Origin of the sequence: Marihabitans asiaticum, from assembly GCF_007828725.1 — a bacterium.
GTDB classification, from domain to species: Bacteria; Actinomycetota; Actinomycetes; order Actinomycetales; family Dermatophilaceae; genus Marihabitans; species Marihabitans asiaticum.
Genome location: NZ_VIUW01000002.1, coordinates 402,405 through 417,740, shown reverse-complemented (window position 1 = coordinate 417,740; position 15,336 = coordinate 402,405). Strand labels below are relative to the sequence as shown.

The 15,336-nt window shown below is 68.3% G+C and carries 12 protein-coding genes and 1 pseudogene; 9 read left to right on the top strand and 4 right to left on the bottom strand.

From position 1 onward, the window contains the following. Positions 1 to 115: 115 nt before the first annotated feature. The 6 genes and pseudogenes from FB557_RS14535 to FB557_RS06525 all read left to right on the top strand — a co-directional run bounded on the left by FB557_RS14535 (position 116) and on the right by FB557_RS06525 (position 4,818). The gene (locus FB557_RS14535; protein WP_246074509.1) at positions 116 to 724 is read left to right on the top strand and encodes a hypothetical protein; all 609 of its coding nucleotides are present in this window, start codon (positions 116 to 118) and stop codon (positions 722 to 724) included. Positions 725 to 849: 125 nt separating this feature from the next. Continuing rightward, positions 850 to 1,446 carry a recombinase family protein gene (locus FB557_RS06545; protein WP_065361615.1) on the top strand — a complete coding sequence of 199 codons (597 nt, stop codon included), beginning with the start codon at positions 850 to 852 and terminating at the stop codon, positions 1,444 to 1,446. A 7-nt stretch (positions 1,447 to 1,453) separates the two neighbouring features. Then, a complete protein-coding gene (locus tag FB557_RS06540; protein ID WP_144856767.1) occupies positions 1,454 to 2,860 on the top strand; it encodes a Mu transposase C-terminal domain-containing protein in 1,407 nt (468 codons plus the stop codon). Beyond that, positions 2,857 to 3,676, top strand: a pseudogene (locus FB557_RS06535) (AAA family ATPase). The gene FB557_RS06540 and the pseudogene FB557_RS06535 overlap by 4 nt, the downstream one beginning before the upstream one ends. Positions 3,677 to 3,865: 189 nt before the next feature. Beyond that, positions 3,866 to 4,225, top strand: coding sequence for a Cd(II)/Pb(II)-sensing metalloregulatory transcriptional regulator CmtR (gene cmtR, locus FB557_RS06530; protein ID WP_028708027.1), 360 nt, complete (start codon positions 3,866 to 3,868; stop codon positions 4,223 to 4,225). Beyond that, a complete protein-coding gene (locus FB557_RS06525; RefSeq protein WP_030153505.1) occupies positions 4,222 to 4,818 on the top strand; it encodes a cadmium resistance transporter in 597 nt (198 codons plus the stop codon). The genes cmtR and FB557_RS06525 overlap by 4 nt, the downstream gene beginning before the upstream one ends. A 66-nt stretch (positions 4,819 to 4,884) precedes the next feature. On the opposite strand, the gene merA is transcribed toward FB557_RS06525, so the two are convergent. Next, on the bottom strand, positions 4,885 to 6,333 hold the full coding sequence (gene merA, locus FB557_RS06520; protein ID WP_144856765.1) for a mercury(II) reductase: 1,449 nt from the start codon (positions 6,331 to 6,333) through the stop codon (positions 4,885 to 4,887). Between the two features lie 78 nt (positions 6,334 to 6,411). Here merA and FB557_RS06515 point away from each other — a divergent pair, with 78 nt between their 5' ends. Next, complete coding sequence (locus FB557_RS06515) at positions 6,412 to 6,801, top strand: heavy metal-responsive transcriptional regulator (protein ID WP_028708020.1); 390 nt, start codon at positions 6,412 to 6,414, stop codon at positions 6,799 to 6,801. Between the two features lie 465 nt (positions 6,802 to 7,266). On the opposite strand, the gene istB is transcribed toward FB557_RS06515, so the two are convergent. Together istB and istA are read right to left on the bottom strand one after the other, a co-directional pair. Next, on the bottom strand, positions 7,267 to 8,043 hold the full coding sequence (gene istB / locus FB557_RS06510; protein WP_246074507.1) for an IS21-like element helper ATPase IstB: 777 nt from the start codon (positions 8,041 to 8,043) through the stop codon (positions 7,267 to 7,269). Next, complete coding sequence (gene istA / locus FB557_RS06505) at positions 8,040 to 9,563, bottom strand: IS21 family transposase (protein ID WP_144856763.1); 1,524 nt, start codon at positions 9,561 to 9,563, stop codon at positions 8,040 to 8,042. The genes istB and istA overlap by 4 nt, the downstream gene beginning before the upstream one ends. A 650-nt stretch (positions 9,564 to 10,213) precedes the next feature. Here istA and FB557_RS06500 point away from each other — a divergent pair. Together FB557_RS06500 and FB557_RS06495 are read left to right on the top strand one after the other, a co-directional pair. Next, positions 10,214 to 12,505 carry an AAA family ATPase gene (locus tag FB557_RS06500; protein WP_144856761.1) on the top strand — a complete coding sequence of 764 codons (2,292 nt, stop codon included), beginning with the start codon at positions 10,214 to 10,216 and terminating at the stop codon, positions 12,503 to 12,505. Positions 12,506 to 13,261: 756 nt separating this feature from the next. Next, positions 13,262 to 13,744, top strand: a complete 483-nt coding sequence (locus FB557_RS06495) for a hypothetical protein (protein WP_144856759.1) — start codon at positions 13,262 to 13,264, stop codon at positions 13,742 to 13,744. Between the two features lie 32 nt (positions 13,745 to 13,776). Here the strand turns inward: FB557_RS06495 and lnt are convergent, their stop codons facing one another. Next, positions 13,777 to 15,327: an apolipoprotein N-acyltransferase gene (gene lnt, locus FB557_RS06490; protein ID WP_246074505.1), complete on the bottom strand. Its 1,551-nt coding sequence runs from the start codon at positions 15,325 to 15,327 to the stop codon at positions 13,777 to 13,779. Positions 15,328 to 15,336 lie beyond the last annotated feature (9 nt).

The following is a 15,336-nucleotide window of genomic DNA, read 5'->3' as shown; positions in this document are numbered from 1 at the left end:
ACCGTCGTCACCGAAGCCGGCCTCGCCCCAGGACTGACAAACCTGCTCGCGGCTGCTGCGCACGCCCAAGCACCCGCGATGGGATTCCTCGACCTAGACCTGGTGCTCGGACTCGGTGAGCAGCACGGCCCGAGCGCCACCCGCTGGATGCTCGACCAGCTCGCCGCCCCACCCCGCTCGTCATGCGTCGCTGCCGGCCGGCTTCGGTCACCGCACCCTGCACTGGGTCGACTTCGCCGAGCAACACACCCTGGCCCGCGACCTCGGCGTCGACGTCGTGTCCCGGATCGCGCTCGACCCACCCCAGCTCGGCGCCCTCACCGTGCGAGCCGCGCGCCTCCACGGCCTACGCCCCGCACTGCTCGCCTCCGCCAACACCGCACCCGCCCTCACTCGACGGGATTGGTGGCTCGCCGCAGCCACCACCTCCGACGGCACCCGGGCGTGGGCCAGCGGCCGACGGCAGAACGCCGCCACCGCCGTAGTGGCCGCCTGGGTCGTGAGCAGGCTGACCCACACCGAGCCCCCGCCCGGCGTTCACGCGCTGCACCACCTCACGGATCTGGCGGCCCTCGCGCCGTGGCTATTTCTTCACGGCATCGCGACCGCCCTCGACTGCGCCACCAAACCGGGGATGCCCGGGAGGTGGACCCGACCTCGTCGAACGCCGGACACTGGGCCCTCACCAGCGACCGAGACAACGCGCAACCAGGCGCTCCGGTAGGGGAACCTCGACCGGACACACCCACTCTCGACATGGGAGTCCGATAGCATGCCTGACGGGGTGTCCCGTAAGACCCGTCCGGTGAACTGTTCGGTGACGGGGCCTTATATGACACATTTAGAAGCATGTCCGCTTTGAAGGTCGGGTACGCCCGGGTCTCCACCGATGAACAGGACCTCACCGCCCAGCGCGATGGCCTCAGCGCTCTCGGTGTCGACGCGATGCGCATATACGTCGATCACGGACTGACCGGCCGCAATGCGGATCGCGCCGGGCTGCGGCAGGCGCTGGCGGCATGCCGGGCCGGTGACACGTTCGTGGTCACCAAGCTCGACCGGTTGGCACGTTCGGTGCGCGATGCTCACGAGATTGCCGATGACCTCGCGGCCCGCGAGGTGAAACTCAGCATCGCCGGGTCGGTGTATGACCCGACGGACCCGATGGGCAAGCTGTTGTTCAACGTGCTGGCGATGGTCGCCGAGTTCGAAGCCGACCTCATTCGCGCCCGCACCCGCGAAGGGATGAAGGTCGCCAAGGCCAAGGGCCGGCTGCGCGGGAAGTCTCCGAAGCTCACCCCACGACAGGAGGCTCACCTCGTCCACCTGCATGCCGCCAAGGAGCACACCGTGGGCGAGCTGGCCGAGCTGTTCAGCGTCGGCCGCTCCACGGTCTACCGTGCCCTTGAGCGCGCGCAGCGTGGCCGCGAGAGCCTCGTGCAGTAGGTGCGCGATGGACGCTGCGGCGCGGTGGCGCATTCTCCGGCTCCATGTGGAGGACGAGGTTCCGCTCGCGCGTCTGGCCCGCGAGTCCGGCGTCGGGCTGCGGACCCTGGAGCGCTGGCACGCCCGCTACCGGACCGACGGCTATGCGGGCCTGGAGACGGCCCCGCGAATGGACGCCGGCACCCACCGCTTGCCGACCGATCTCGTCCACGTGATCGAGGGTCTGGCGCTGAGCAAGCCGCGGCCGGCTATCGCCACGATCCATCGCAAGGTCACCGGCATCTGCGGCATCCACGGGTGGCCGGTCCCGTCCTATTCGGTGGTGTGGGAGATCGTGCGCGCCCTGGACCCGGGCATGGTCACCCTCGCCCTGGAAGGCGCGGCGTCCTACCGCGACAAGCACGAGCTGGTGCTGCGCCGGCAGGCGGAGTGGCCCAACGCGATGTGGCAGTCCGATCACACGATGCTCGACATCCTGGTAGTCGGCACCGATGGCAAGCCTGCCCGGCCGTGGTTGACGACCATCCTCGATGACTGCTCCCGAGCGATCTGCGGCTATACCGTCTTCCTGGGCGCACCGTCGGCGATGAACACCGCGCTGGCGCTGCGGCAGGCGATCTGGCACAAGGCCGACCCGGCCTGGCCGATGTGCGGCCTACCGGACGTGCTCTACGTCGATCACGGCAGCGACTTCATCAGCCACCAGCTCGCCGGCACCGCCGTCGACCTCCACATCCGGCTGATCCATTCCACCGTCGCCCGCCCCCAGGGCCGGGGCAAGATCGAGCGGTTCTTCGGCACCGTCAACACCGAGCTGCTGGCCAACCTGCCCGGATACATCGGCGAAGGCCAGCCTTGGCCAACACCGACACTGTCCCTGGCCGAGCTCGACACCGCCGTCGAAAGGTTCGTGGCCACCTACAACGACCGCACGCACAGCGAGATTGGCACCTCCCCGCGCAGCGCGTGGATCGCCGAGGGCTGGCTGCCCCGCATGCCCGAGAGCCTGGAAGCTCTCGACGGACTGTTGCTGAACGTGGCCAAGACCCGCGTCGTGCGCCGCGATGGCATCCGATTCCAGGGCCTGCGCTACGTCTCCCCGACCCTGGCCGGCTACGTCGGACAGTCGGTCGTGATCCGTTACGACCCTCGCGACATCACCGAGATCCGCGTCTTCGACCACGACGAGTTCCTCTGCAAGGCCGTCAACCAGGAGCACCACGACCAGAAGGTCAGCCTCAAAGAGATCCAGGCCGCTCGCAACGCGAGACGCCGGGCACTACGGGCCGGCATCAACGAACGCATCGCTGTCGTGGCCGCACACACCACCGAGACACCACCTCCCGCGGAGGAACCAGCGGCGGCGCAGACGCCGAAACGGAAGTTGAAGGTCTACAAGGAGGACCTGAGGTGAGCCAGCGCTTCATCGTCACCAAAGAACACCGCCGCTTCACCGAGTTCGCCGACGCCGTGCGCCGCGGCCACACCATCGGCCTGTGTTTCGGGCCGGCCGGAGTGGGCAAGACGCTCTCGGCGCGCCGCTACGCGCACTGGGACAAGGCCCACGATCTGCTGACCTACTGGGGGCCGCGCTCCGACGATGACGCCAAGATCTACGCCGCCCTGAACCGGAGCCGCACCGTGCTCTACACCCCCAGCGTGCTGACCACCCCGCGGACCCTGAAGGATGAGCTCAATCAGGCCATCACCCGCACCAACATCTGCATCGAACAGCACCTCGCGCCGCACGGCGACGTCACGCCCGAGACCTGGGGGATGGCGCCGCAGCAGGAACTACGTCGAGCTGATCATCGTCGACGAGGCCGAACGGCTTCGCCCCGCCGCCCTGGAACTGCTGCGCGACCGCTACGACCGAGACGACATCGCACTGATCCTGATCGGCATGCCCGGACTGGAGAAGCAGTTCAGCCACTACCCCCAGTTCTACAGCCGGGTCGGGTTCGCCCATCAATACCGACCCCTGGGTCAGGACGAACTGTTGTTCGTCCTGCAACGACACTGGCGCTCCCTCGGCAAGACCCTCGACCCCGAAGACTTCACCGACGCCCAAGCCATCGCCGCCATCGCGCGTGTCACCCGCGGCAACTTCCGGCTGCTCGAACGCCTCATCCCCCAGATCCAGCGCGTGCTGAAGATCAACGAACTCGACACCATCACCAACGATGTCATCGAAGCCGCCCAAAGCACCCTGGTCATCGGCGTCACCTGACCCCGGCCCGCCACGAAGCGTCTGAAGAACCCCGCCATTTAAACTCAAAAGTCACAGGACACGCATGGCCGGGGGCCGCGGCCTGCGGGTGTCTCACTTGACGATCCCCAACTGACACAGCCTCGTTCGCACGCTTAGCGACTCCGGGCTGCGTAAAACCACTTCAGTCCTCGCTGTATAGTTCAGCGCATGCTGACCATTGCTTCTCGCCTGGACGTGATGAACCGGTTGGGCCGCGCGCTGGCCGACCCGACCAGGTCCCGGATCATCCTGACGCTGCTCGACCGGCCGGCCTACCCGGCAGAGCTGGCCCGCGATCTGGACCTCACACGCTCCAACGTGTCCAATCATCTGGCGTGCCTGCGCGACTGCGGCATCGTTGCTGCCGAACCCGAGGGCCGCAAGACGCGCTACGAGATCGCCGATCCCCACCTGACGCAGGCGCTGACCGCCCTGGTTGACGTCACCCTCGCGGTTGACGAGAACGCCCCGTGCATCGATCCTGCCTGCTCGGTGCACGGATGCGACGCAGCAGAGGCGGGCGCGTGATCCTGGCTGCGGTCCTGCAGGCAATCGGCCTGTTCATCGCGACCAACATCGACGACATCATCGTGCTCTCCTTGTTCTTCGCCCGCGGCGCGGGCCAACGCGGGACGACCACCCGCATCTTGGTCGGCCAGTACGTGGGGTTCGCCTGCATCCTCGGTGCCGCTGTGCTGGTGACTATCGGAGCCGGAGCATTCCTGCCCTCAGCAGCTATCCCGTACTTCGGGCTCATCCCCCTGGCCCTCGGTCTCTGGGCTGCATGGCAAGCCTGGCGCGGAGACGATGACGACGATGACGCCAAGGTCACGGGCACGAAGGTCAGCGCGTGGACCGTCGCAGGAGTCACCTTCGCCAACGGCGGAGACAACATCGGCGTCTATGTCCCCGTCTTCCTCAGCGTGGAACCCATCGCAGTGGTCGCCTACTGCCTCGTCTTCCTCGCGCTCGTCGCGGTCCTGGTCGTAGTCGCCAAGTTCGTTGCCACCCGGCCGCCGATCGCTGAAGTCCTCGAGCGCTGGGAACACATCCTGTTCCCCATCGTCCTGATCGGCCTCGGCATCGTCATCCTCGTCAGCGGAGGAGCGTTCGGTCTCTGACGGAGCCAAAGCGAACGAGAGAGGTCGCCAGGCTCGACGCTCCGGTATAGGGATCCCTGTGCGGGTTCATGCTGCGCAGCAGGAGAGTTTGGTGATGTCGGTGGTGAAGGTTTGGGCGGTGAGTTTGAGGCCTTCGGCCATGGTCAGGTAGGGGCTCCAGAGGTTGGCGACCTGGTCGGTGGTCATGCCGGCCTCGAGGATGTAGACGCCGGCGGCGGCGAGGTCACCGGCGTCCTGGGCGAGGGCGGTGATGCCGATGATGCGGCCGGTGTCGGCGTCGGTGACGATCTTGATGAGCCCGCGGGTGTCACGGTTGACGATGGCGCGCGGGACGTGCGCCAGGGGCAGGACGCGGCTGTCGCAGCGGATCCCGGCAGTGCGGGCCTGCCGGTCGGTCATTCCGACGGAGGCCAGGGCGGGGCTGGTGAACACGACCCGGGGCAGGTGGCGGTAGTCGACCTCCCGGCCGGCTCCGGTGAGGGCGTTGTCGGCGACCAGGGCGCCGTGGGCCGCGGCGACGTACACGAACTGCGGGTGGGCGGTGACGTCACCCGCGGCCCAGATCCGCGGGTTCGTGGTGCGCAGGTGGCTGTCGATGATGACCTCGCCGCGCTTGCCGGCGCGCACGCCGATGGTGTCGAGGCCGAGCGTGCCGGTGACCGGGCGGCGGCCGGTGGCAACGAGGAGCTCGGCCGCGCGGAGCTCGTGTGAGCCGTCGGCGGTGGTGGCGGTGACCGTGACCTCGCCGGTGGCCGGGTCGCGGCGCACCGCGGTGGGCACCGCGCCGCGGATGATCTCGATGCCTTCGTCGGCGAGGATTTCTTCCAGGGCGGTGGCGGCCTCGGGTTCCTCGTGGGAGGCCAGCCGTGAGCGGACGAGCATGGTGACCTGGGCACCGAGGCGGGAGAAGAGCTGGGCCTGCTCCATGGCGACGTAGCCGCCGCCGATGACCAGCAGCGACTCCGGGACGTGGTCCAGCTCCATCGCGGTCGTCGAGGTCAGATAACCGGCCTCCTGCAGGCCGGGGACCGGCGGCGCCCAGGGCGTGGAGCCGGTAGCGATGAGGTGGTGCGCGGCCCGGACGGTTTCCGCCGTGCCGTCCGGGCCGGTCACGCGGAGTGCCGGCTCAGTCGGTGTGCCGACGAAGGTGGCCTCGCCGGGGTGGAGGGCCCACCCGTACTCGGCGGCCAGGGCCGCGTACTTCTCGCTGCGCAGCGATCCGACGAGCTTGTCCTTGCCGGCGACCATGGCGGGCATGTCGACCGGTGGGGCGTCGGGGAGTGGCAGACCGGGGAACCGGGCGGCGTCGAGTGTGACGTGGCGGGCCTCGGCGGCCGCGAGCAGGGCTTTGGAGGGCACACACCCGGTGTTCGCGCAGGTACCGCCGATGGTGCCGCGCTCGATCATCACCACCCGCTTGCCCAGGGTGGTGGCGCGGATCGCGGCCGCGAACGCCGCCCCACCGGACCCGATCACTGCCAGGTCATACGACCTGCCCTTGTCCGTTGCCGTCATAAGTCCTCCCTTGTTGCCGCGCCTCAGGACCAGGATCGACCTTCCAGTGCACTGGAAGGTCAAGGCAGAATGAGTGGCATGCGGATCGGTGAGGTGGCTCAGGCGTCGGGCACGACAGCTAAGACCCTGCGGTACTACGAGGACGTCGGACTCCTCCCCGACCCCGACCGCAGCCCGGCGGGGTACCGGGACTACGGCCCCGAGGTGCTCGACCGGCTGCACTTCATCCGCCGGGGCCAAGCCGCCGGGCTGACCCTGGCCCAGATCGGCCAGGTGCTGGCCATCCGAGACCGGGGCCAGGCCCCCTGCCAGCACGTCACCGACCTGCTCGACACCCGCCTCGCGGTCATCGACCGGCAGCTCGCCGAGCTCGCGCAGCTACGCACCACGATCGCCATCCTGCGCGAGCACGCCACCACCGGCGACCCGGCCACATGCTCCCCCGAGGACGTCTGCCGCTACCTGTGACCCGCGAAGGTCACCGGCCCGTGGCACCATCGCGACATGGCCGATGACACCCAGCAACGATGCTCGTGCTGCGGCCGCCAGCGGCCACGAAGGTCGCTCCACGCACTCGGGAGCGAACCGGCCTACATCTGCCGAAGGTGCGCGCTCTGGGTCGCCCTTCACATCGCTCGCGACTGAACGACTCCGCCCGCAACGCGGGCACGCCGCCGGCCGCGGCGAACATCGTCGGATGGTGCGCGAAGGAACCAAAGGGCGCGAATGACGACCAATCATCACGCCGCCAGCGCGATCGCGGGCGCCCGTTGCCGCACTCCTCATCCGACGGTCTGAGCTCCACCGCCTGGCAGCGGTCCGAAGCCTGGAGAGGGCATCGGAGCCGGACGGGACCCCCTAACGCTCTGTCAACGGCCAGTTGGAAGTCCCCGGTTTTGGCCAGGTGGAAGTCCCCACCCTCTGCGGGGTTGATCAGGGGGTGGGTTGCTCACCTCCTCGGCGTTGACGGGCTTGGCGCATGCGGTAGGACTGGCCGTTGGTGACCACGGTGGTGGCGTGGTGCAGCAGCCGGTCGAGCATGGATACGGCGGTGGTGTGCTCGGGCAGGAACCGTCCCCAGTCCTCGAAGGAGTGGTGTGAGGCGACGCCGAGGGAGCGGCGTTCGTAGGCGGCGGCGACGAACCGGAAGAGCAGCTGGGCGCCGGTGTCGTCCAGCGGGGCGAAGCCGATCTCATCGACCAGGACGACATCGTTGCGCAGCAGGGCCTCGATGGTCTTGCCGACGGTGTTGTCGGCAAGGCCGCGGTAGAGCGTCTCGATGAGGTCGGCCGCGGTCACGTACCGGACCCGGTGCCCGGCCAGGACGGCCGCGTGACCAAGTGCGATGAGCGTGTGCGACTTGCCCGTCCCCGCGGGGCCGATCAGAGCCACGTTCTCTCTGGCCCTGACCCACTCCAGGGACGTCAGGTACGCCCACGTCGGCGCCGGGATCGAGGACGCGGCCAGGTCGAACTCCTCGATCGTCTTGAGCACCGGGAAGGCCGCGGCCTTGATGCGTGCTCGTTCGTTGGAGGCGTCCCGGGCGGCGATCTCAGCCACGACCAGGGCCCGCAGCACCTCCTCCGGTGTCCAGCGTTGGGTCTTGGCCGTGATGAGCAGCTCGGGGGCGAGCTGACGCATCGCGGCCAGCTTCAACCGGCGCAGCCCCGCGGTCAGGTCCGCGTCCAACGGTGGTGCGGTGGTGCTCACGAGGACACCGCCTTGGTGGCCGGGGCGTACTCGGCCAGCGACCGCCCCGTACTGGTCGGCAGGTCGATGACTAGCGCGTCCCCGGCCGGGCGCGGGGTCGGGACGCCGGTGCCGGCGGCCAGGATCGAGCGGACATCGCTGGCCTTCCACCGACCAAAGGCGGTGGCTCGCTCCAGGGCTGCGACCATCGCGGCCTGTCCGTGGGCGGCGGTGAGGGTGTTCAGCTCGGCCAGCTCTGGACCCAGGCGGGTGTGCCCGGCGCCGGCGGCACCGGCGATGAACGCCTCCGCGGCCGCACCGAGGGAGCAGAAGTCCTTCTCCGCCGCGCTGCGCGGGCGGATCGCCCGCACCGGGACCGGTGGGCGAGCACCTCCGTAGTGCTCATCGAGGACCGAAGCCTCACCCGGGCCAACGAGGGGGTGCTCGGCGTGGACCTCCCCGGTACCGACGTCCAGGATCAGCACCCGGGCGCCGTCGACGAGGACACCGACCTGGGTGCCGATCAGCGCGGTGGGCACCGAGTACCGGGCCGAACCCAGGCGGATCGTGGACAGCTTGTCGACCTTGCGCCTCACCGGTGCTGGCCCGATGAGCGGGCGCAGCGAGGGCAGCTCGGTGAGCAGGTCCACCTCCTTGGCCAACCGTTGGTCCGGGACGGCGGCGATCTCTGAGTGGAGCGCGGCGTTGACCGCCGCACACCAGTCCGCCGCGCGCTGGTTGGCGCCACCGAGGTCGGCCAGAACCCGGGCGGCGCCGGCGGCCAGGTCCCCGGAACCGGCATGCTCGAGGATGAGCGGGCGGGCCAGGTCGTCCTTGCCGTAGCGGACGAGGGCCTCCACGATCCCCTTGGACTCCGGGTCCGCCGCCTCGCAGAAGTCAGGCCGGAACCGGTAGTGCGTGGCGAAGCGGACATAGTCGGGCGTGGGCACGACCCGGTTGGCGACCACCCCGCCCTTCAGGCACCCCATCCGGTCGGCGAGGACGACCTTGGGTGTGCCGCCGAGGACCTCGAAGCACTCGGCCAGCATCGCCATCGTCGTCGCGGCCTTCTCATCAGCGGCGAAGCGGACGAACCGGAACCTTGACCAGGCCAACACCGCGGCGAAGACGTGCACGCCGGCGATCACGCCCCAGTCGATGACCAGGTGCTCACCCGGGGACCACGACGCCGGCCGGTGGGTCCGCCCGTGCTGGGCCCGCCACCCCTTCTTCTCCTGGGCCACGAGGCGGCGGAAGTTGCGGGCCGAGCCGGTGTACCCGGCAGCGCGGGCCCTGGGCAGCAGCCGCTTGGCACTGATCCGGCCCCTGGTGTCCTTGACGTCCTGGGCCACGAGCGTGCGCACGTCCTCGTAGTTCGCCGGCCGCGGTGCACGCACCGGACGGTCCTGGCCCGCGGCGTGACGCTCCACGACGCGCTTGACGGTCTTGTGCGTGGTGCCGCAGATGTCCGCGGCTCCTCGGTAGGTGCCGACCTTCTGGTAGACGGTGATGATGTCCAACTCTTCCCTCATGTTCTTCAATGGAGCTCCCTGGGCGGTGCGGTGACTGGCTAGACACCGCCACCGTCCACCGCCAAGGGGCTCAGCTCATGGACGACACGAGCAGAGGGTGGGGACTTCTACCTGGCCACCAGCGGGGACCTCACATGGCCACCAGCGGGGACTTTGTCACGGCCGTGGACACGCTCAGTGGTCCGCCCTCGCAGCGGTTGCGGTCGGTCCAGTTGTCCGTCCCGTAGGAGGAACCCGTTGCGGAGGCGGTGCAGGTCATCGGCGGAAACCCACGCCCGAATGTTCGCAAGACCGCCCGAGAAGGGTTGTCCGGTGACGGTGCGTCATATGGGACGGCCTGTCGTCCCGTAAACGAACGATTCCGCTACAGCGATGACGAGGGTGCGTTGCCCTGTTGTGGCTTGCGCCACCACGGGCTCCGCTGGCTGGATGGTGCTGGACGGGTGTAAGACCCCGGTCTTCAGGTACGTGGGGGCAGGCGAGGGCACTTTGACTGACGTCGCTGTCAGCGTGCAGCAGTACGAGCCTGCGGTGTGATGCCTGTCTTCACCAGTGCCTAAGCGTTAGCGGGTGGTCGCCTCCTCGCGGCAGGGGGCGAGGGTGGCCCTTCCGCCTACGCACGCCATGCCAGTGTCGACGGCCACAACTATCGTCAGCTCATGCTTCGACGACTCGATGTGAAGAACCCGTGGCGGTCATTGACGCCCGGCTTCTGGCCTGCCGACGCGCCCCTGGGCAAGGGCACGGTGATCTACGGTCACAACGGCAGCGGCAAGTCCACCCTTGCGGAGCTATTGCTTGATCTTTCCGGGCAGAGTGCGGCCGCGGAGGTGCTGTGGGAGCCGAAGGACGGCCGGACCCAAACGGTGCGCTCGGGCACCCCGTGCCCATCACCGGCCATGGCTGTGTTCACACGCAAGTGGGTGCAAGCGAACCTGGACCAGTTCCTGGCGGGCGAGAATGCCGACGCCATCGTCACTCTGGGCGAGGCGGCCATCGGCGCCAAGGAGGAGGAAGAGCGCCTCGCTGGCGAGATCGAGCGCCTCCGAAGTGAGGCGGACAAGGTCGAGGGCGCGAGGGGCAAAGCCGAGAAGAAGGTCACCGAGTTGGCCCGCGCGGTGCAGGACCGTCTAATCACGGAGTTGCAGCGCTTCGACTACAACCACTACACGAAGAGCCGCTTCTCGGTGAGCAAGGTCAGCGACCTTCTGCGGACTCCCCGGACCGATTTTCCCGACCTCGCCACGCACACCGAGGCCTTGCTGTGGCTTGGCGAAGACGCACCCACTGCCGTCCCCACCCTTGCGCCTGCCCCGTCCCTCGCTGAAGAGCTTGAGCCCCTCGAAGAGCTGCTTGGCCGCACGCCCACCAGCGTCACGCTGGCAGAGCTGGAGGCTGACGCAGCGGCTCAGGCGTGGGTCGAGCGCGGGCAAGTGCTGCATCGGGAACGCGAACACTGTCTCTTCTGTGAGGGCTCCATTGATGAGGAACGGCGCCAGCAGCTCGCCCGCCACTTTGACGAGAGTTGGTTACAAATCCGCAGTGAGAGCCAACGACTGCTGGACAGCGTGACACGGCACAGGAACGCCCTGACAGCTTGGCCCGCTTCCCTTCCTGCACCCGAAGCACTGGCCAGTGACCTGCGGGCGGCCTACCAGCATGCCGTCAAGGTAGCCAAGGCCGAAGTCCAGGCACAGGTGGAGCGACTGGAGCGAGTCGAGACTGCCCTCAAGGAGAAGATTTTGGATCCCAACAGCACCCCACCCCCGCCGGACATTGGCGTTGTGCCAAATTCTGTACCCACAACGGTCCTCGTGGAAGCGGTGACACAGCACAACGAGCAGGTCCATCGCCACGACGAGCTGAAGACTGAGCGCCTCAAGCTCGTCTTCGACCACATCGTGGGCTCCGACAGCCGGAAGTTCCGGGACCTGGAGGAGGAGGCGGGCGCTGCGAAAAACAAGCTGGACGTGGCTACGCACGCTGCGTCGCTGGCGGAGAAGGCGCTTGACCGCCTACAGCAGGAGTCCTTCACCACTAAAGAGATGGCGGATCAGCTGACGGCCGACCTGGCTCGCGTCTACGGAAAGCACCACCTCACCATCGCCGTGACCGGCGATGGGAGGTCCTACTCGTGCCGGCGCGGAGACGAGCCGGCGACGAACCTCAGCGAGGGCGAGCGCACCACACTGTCACTGCTCTACTTCCTGCGGAATCTCGAGGATCAGAAGACCCGCGGCGTCGAGCCGAAAGACCGCATCGTCGTCATTGACGACCCTTCCAGCTCGCTTGACCGCGAATCATTGTTTGCCACCCATCAGTGGCTCATCAGCACGCTGAAGGAGTTCGGTCAGTACATCGTACTCACCCACGACTTCAACTTGCTGCGCCTGTTCATCACTTCTCACCGCAACAAGTGGAACGACTCTGCCAAGCAGATCGGGAAGCAGGACGCCGCCGAGCTCCACTTCCCGCGCGTCTCGTTCCTGGAACTATTCGCCGCCACCGTTGACGGTGAGCGGTCCTCGAAGATGGGGCCGCTCCCGAACCTGCTTCGCAATAGCACGACCGAGTACGGCTACCTCTTCCTGATGGTGATGAAGGGGATCAAGGATGCGGACGACCACGATCACGAACGCCTCTTCCTACTTCCGAACGCAGTGCGTCGGGTGCTGGAGGTCTTTGCCAGCTATAAGGCTCCCCACCGCCCGAACTTCCTGCAGCAGCTGGAGTATCTCGTCACGGAGCAGCCGTCCGAACCCCACCGCGACGTGTACGACTTCTGCAACCGCTTCTCGCATGGCGAGGGCCCAGAGACGGTCGAGGTGTTGGACGCTCGCGCCGTCCAGGGAGATATTCGGCGCTGCATGCAGTTCCTGCGTTCCGTCGACCCGGACCACTTCAACAAGATGTGTGAGGCAGTGAAAGTCGACCCAGCGGTGCTGGACTAACTGCGACCTAGCCGGCCTCCACGAACGGGACGAGTTGCTCAGGTATCTCGGCCATCGTCACCGCACACGACCTCAGCGGACTTGACCCAGGTGTGCCGGCTCGTCGTTGAGGCGTTCGAGCGACTGCTCCACTGACGCTGACCCATCTCGATGCGCCGTTGGTCGGTGTAACCTGCGCGCACTATAAGTGCGTATAAGAAATAGCCGATAATCCACGTTATGTAAAGTAAATCCAGAGGGCCGCACGCCTGCATCGACCCATCCCCCCCCGAGGTGCCTCGAGTGTCCGACCACGCCACCCAGCGCTGACTGTCCAGCTCCGCGCCGTGCTCATGGTGGACACCATGGCTCACGGCGGGTCGAACAGGTGTCCGGTCCAGGCGTCACGACCAGGTGGTGCTCACGCCCATGAGTGCGACGACGTCCGGCTCGAACCTCAGTTCATGCGGGCTCCAGCAGTCGTCCCGCAGTGCGGTTGCCCTTGCGCATCGTGCCGATAGCCCGGGCCCTCGTCGGGCTGCAGATGTGGTGTCCGGAACGCCGGTGACCGGCGAGCCTGTCCAACTCGGCTCAGCGGCCAACTGGTGAAGCACCGGTCGCCTACAACTGGCCATTGACACCTACCGTGTGCTTGCAGGTTGCCGCTGTACCTGCGGTGCCCCGGTTCTGGTTGCCCCGCCGAGGCGTGGTTCATCCGTCGCCCGGGGCCGCGGAGTCGCGGGGACCGGGTCGTTGCAGTCTTCGGAGAGGTATCGCATGTCCCGTGCTGAGCCAGCCGAGTTCGTGGTGGACCGGCAGGTCTGGACCAGCTATCGACCCTTCCTGGTCCTCGGGTCCGTGGGGGTCGTGCTGGGTGGGTTGCTCGCTGCCGTCACAGGGCCTCTGGCGCTGCCCATGGGGTCATGGGCAGCTGCCTACCTCGTGCTAGTGGTCGGGGTCGGCCAGATCGTCCTTGCTGGCGGTCAGGCGTTCGTGGGCGGGTCGGACCTGGCGTCGTGGCGAGTCTGGTCCGAGGTCATGGCGTGGAACCTCGGTAGCGGCATCGTTCTTGTCGGTGGTATGCCCGGGATCCCCGTGGTGGTCGCCGTTGGGGGGCTGGTGCTGCTGGCGGCCCTCGTGATCTTCGCGACCGCGGTGCGTGGCGGGGGAGCAGCCGTGGGCCTGTATCGCTTCTTCACGCTCTTCCTCGCGGCGAGCGTGGCCGTCGGGGTCGGACTCTCTGCCGTACGCCACGGATAAGCCGCCCCTGGCGTGATGGCCCCCACCTTGGATCAGGCGCCTGTGTGGGCCCCGGGTGATCCACGGCGAGGCAGCCGTCGCCGTGGTTGCCAGAAGAGCCCAACGGCGACGACGAGGGCGGCGGCGGGTACGACCCAGGGGCCGGTGTGGACGGCGAGGGTCTGCTCGGTGCGCACCGGCAGCTGCCCCAGCAGGGTCGCCTGGGTGTACGGGTCGCTGCGTTGGTGAACGACTCCGTCCGGGGTGATGAGTCCGGAGACACCGACGTTGCTGACGTGCGCGACGGAGCGGCCGTACTCGACCGCCCGGACCCGGGAGATGGCCAGATGCTGCACGGACTGGTCTCCCTCGCCGAACCAGGCGTTGCTCGTGGGGACCACGAGCAGCTGCGCGCCGCCGGTGACGAGGTCGCGCACTGCCCGGTCCACGACGATCTCGAAGCAGATGGCCAGGCCCAGGTCCACGGGCCGGCCGTCGGCAAGCGGCACCGGCACCACGCCGGGGCGGTCGCCGGCGCTGAGGTCGACGATCCGGTCCACCCACGGGCTGAGGTGCCTCAGGAGCGGGCGCAGCGGCATGACCTCACCGAAGGGCGCCAGATAGATCTTGCTGTACGTCTGGTCGAGCCCTAGCCCGGGCAGGTAGCTGAACACCATGTTGGCGGGTGGCCCGGCACCGCCCTGTCGGGACAGGCCACCGAGCACCAGCGGGGCGCCGACGGCTTCCACTGCCGCCATGATCTGGTCGGTGGCCGCCTGGCCGACCCGCGGGTCCAGCGGGTCCAGGTCGGTGGCGCCCTCGGGCCACACGACCAGGTCCGGAGCCGCAGTCTGGCCGGCGTCGACACGGGCCGCTAGCTCGTGGGTGCGGTCGGCATACCGGTTGAGCATCGTCCCCGGCTCGGCGGTCAGGGTCCGGGTGTACCCCTCGGGGATGTCTCCCTGGAGCGCGGCCACGCGCACCGGCTCTCCCCCGGTCGGGCGGGGAACCAGCACCGGCCCGACCACCAGGACAGCGGCAGCAACCAGCGCTCCGGTGGCCCTGCCCAGGTGCGTGCGCCCAGGTGCGAGGAACCGCTGCACGGCCACGGCGAGCAGACCACCGGTCAAGGCGAGGAGGAAGCCGAATCCCGGGACTGCCAGGAGGCTGACGGCGCCGAGCATCGGTGAGTCCGCCTGGCTGAAGCCCAGCCGTGCCCAGGGAAAGCCGCCGAACGGGGTGACCGAGCGTGCCCACTCCATCAGTACCCACGCCGCGGCACCGACGACGGGGCGGACCGCGCCCGTGCGCTGCAGCAGCGTCAGCAGCACGCCGAGGGCGGCCGGGTAGAAGGCGGAGGCCACGCTCATGGCAAGCCAGGCCGGAGCGCCGGCGTAGGTGCCGGCCCAGGTGAACATCGGCGTGAACCAGGCCAGTCCCAACAGCAACCCGGACAGCGCACCGACCCACCAAGACGCCCCGGCCGTGGCCAGCGCGAGCGCAGCGCACCCGACGATCGCCAGCCACCACACGTCGTTCCCCGGGAACGCCAGCCACAGGGCGGCACCGCCCAGCAGACCGAGCAGCATGCGTGCCGCGAGCACCAGCAGGAA

Bases quoted from the DNA above. Each gene is read 5' to 3' on its own strand.
- FB557_RS06545 (WP_065361615.1), top strand. From the start codon at position 850: ATGTCCGCTTTGAAGGTCGGGTACGCCCGGGTCTCCACCGATGAACAG.
- FB557_RS06540 (WP_144856767.1), top strand. From the start codon at position 1,454: ATGGACGCTGCGGCGCGGTGGCGCATTCTCCGGCTCCATGTGGAGGAC.
- cmtR (WP_028708027.1), top strand. From the start codon at position 3,866: ATGCTGACCATTGCTTCTCGCCTGGACGTGATGAACCGGTTGGGCCGC.
- merA (WP_144856765.1), bottom strand. From the start codon at position 6,333: ATGACGGCAACGGACAAGGGCAGGTCGTATGACCTGGCAGTGATCGGG.
- FB557_RS06515 (WP_028708020.1), top strand. From the start codon at position 6,412: ATGCGGATCGGTGAGGTGGCTCAGGCGTCGGGCACGACAGCTAAGACC.
- FB557_RS06500 (WP_144856761.1), top strand. From the start codon at position 10,214: ATGCTTCGACGACTCGATGTGAAGAACCCGTGGCGGTCATTGACGCCC.
- FB557_RS06495 (WP_144856759.1), top strand. From the start codon at position 13,262: ATGTCCCGTGCTGAGCCAGCCGAGTTCGTGGTGGACCGGCAGGTCTGG.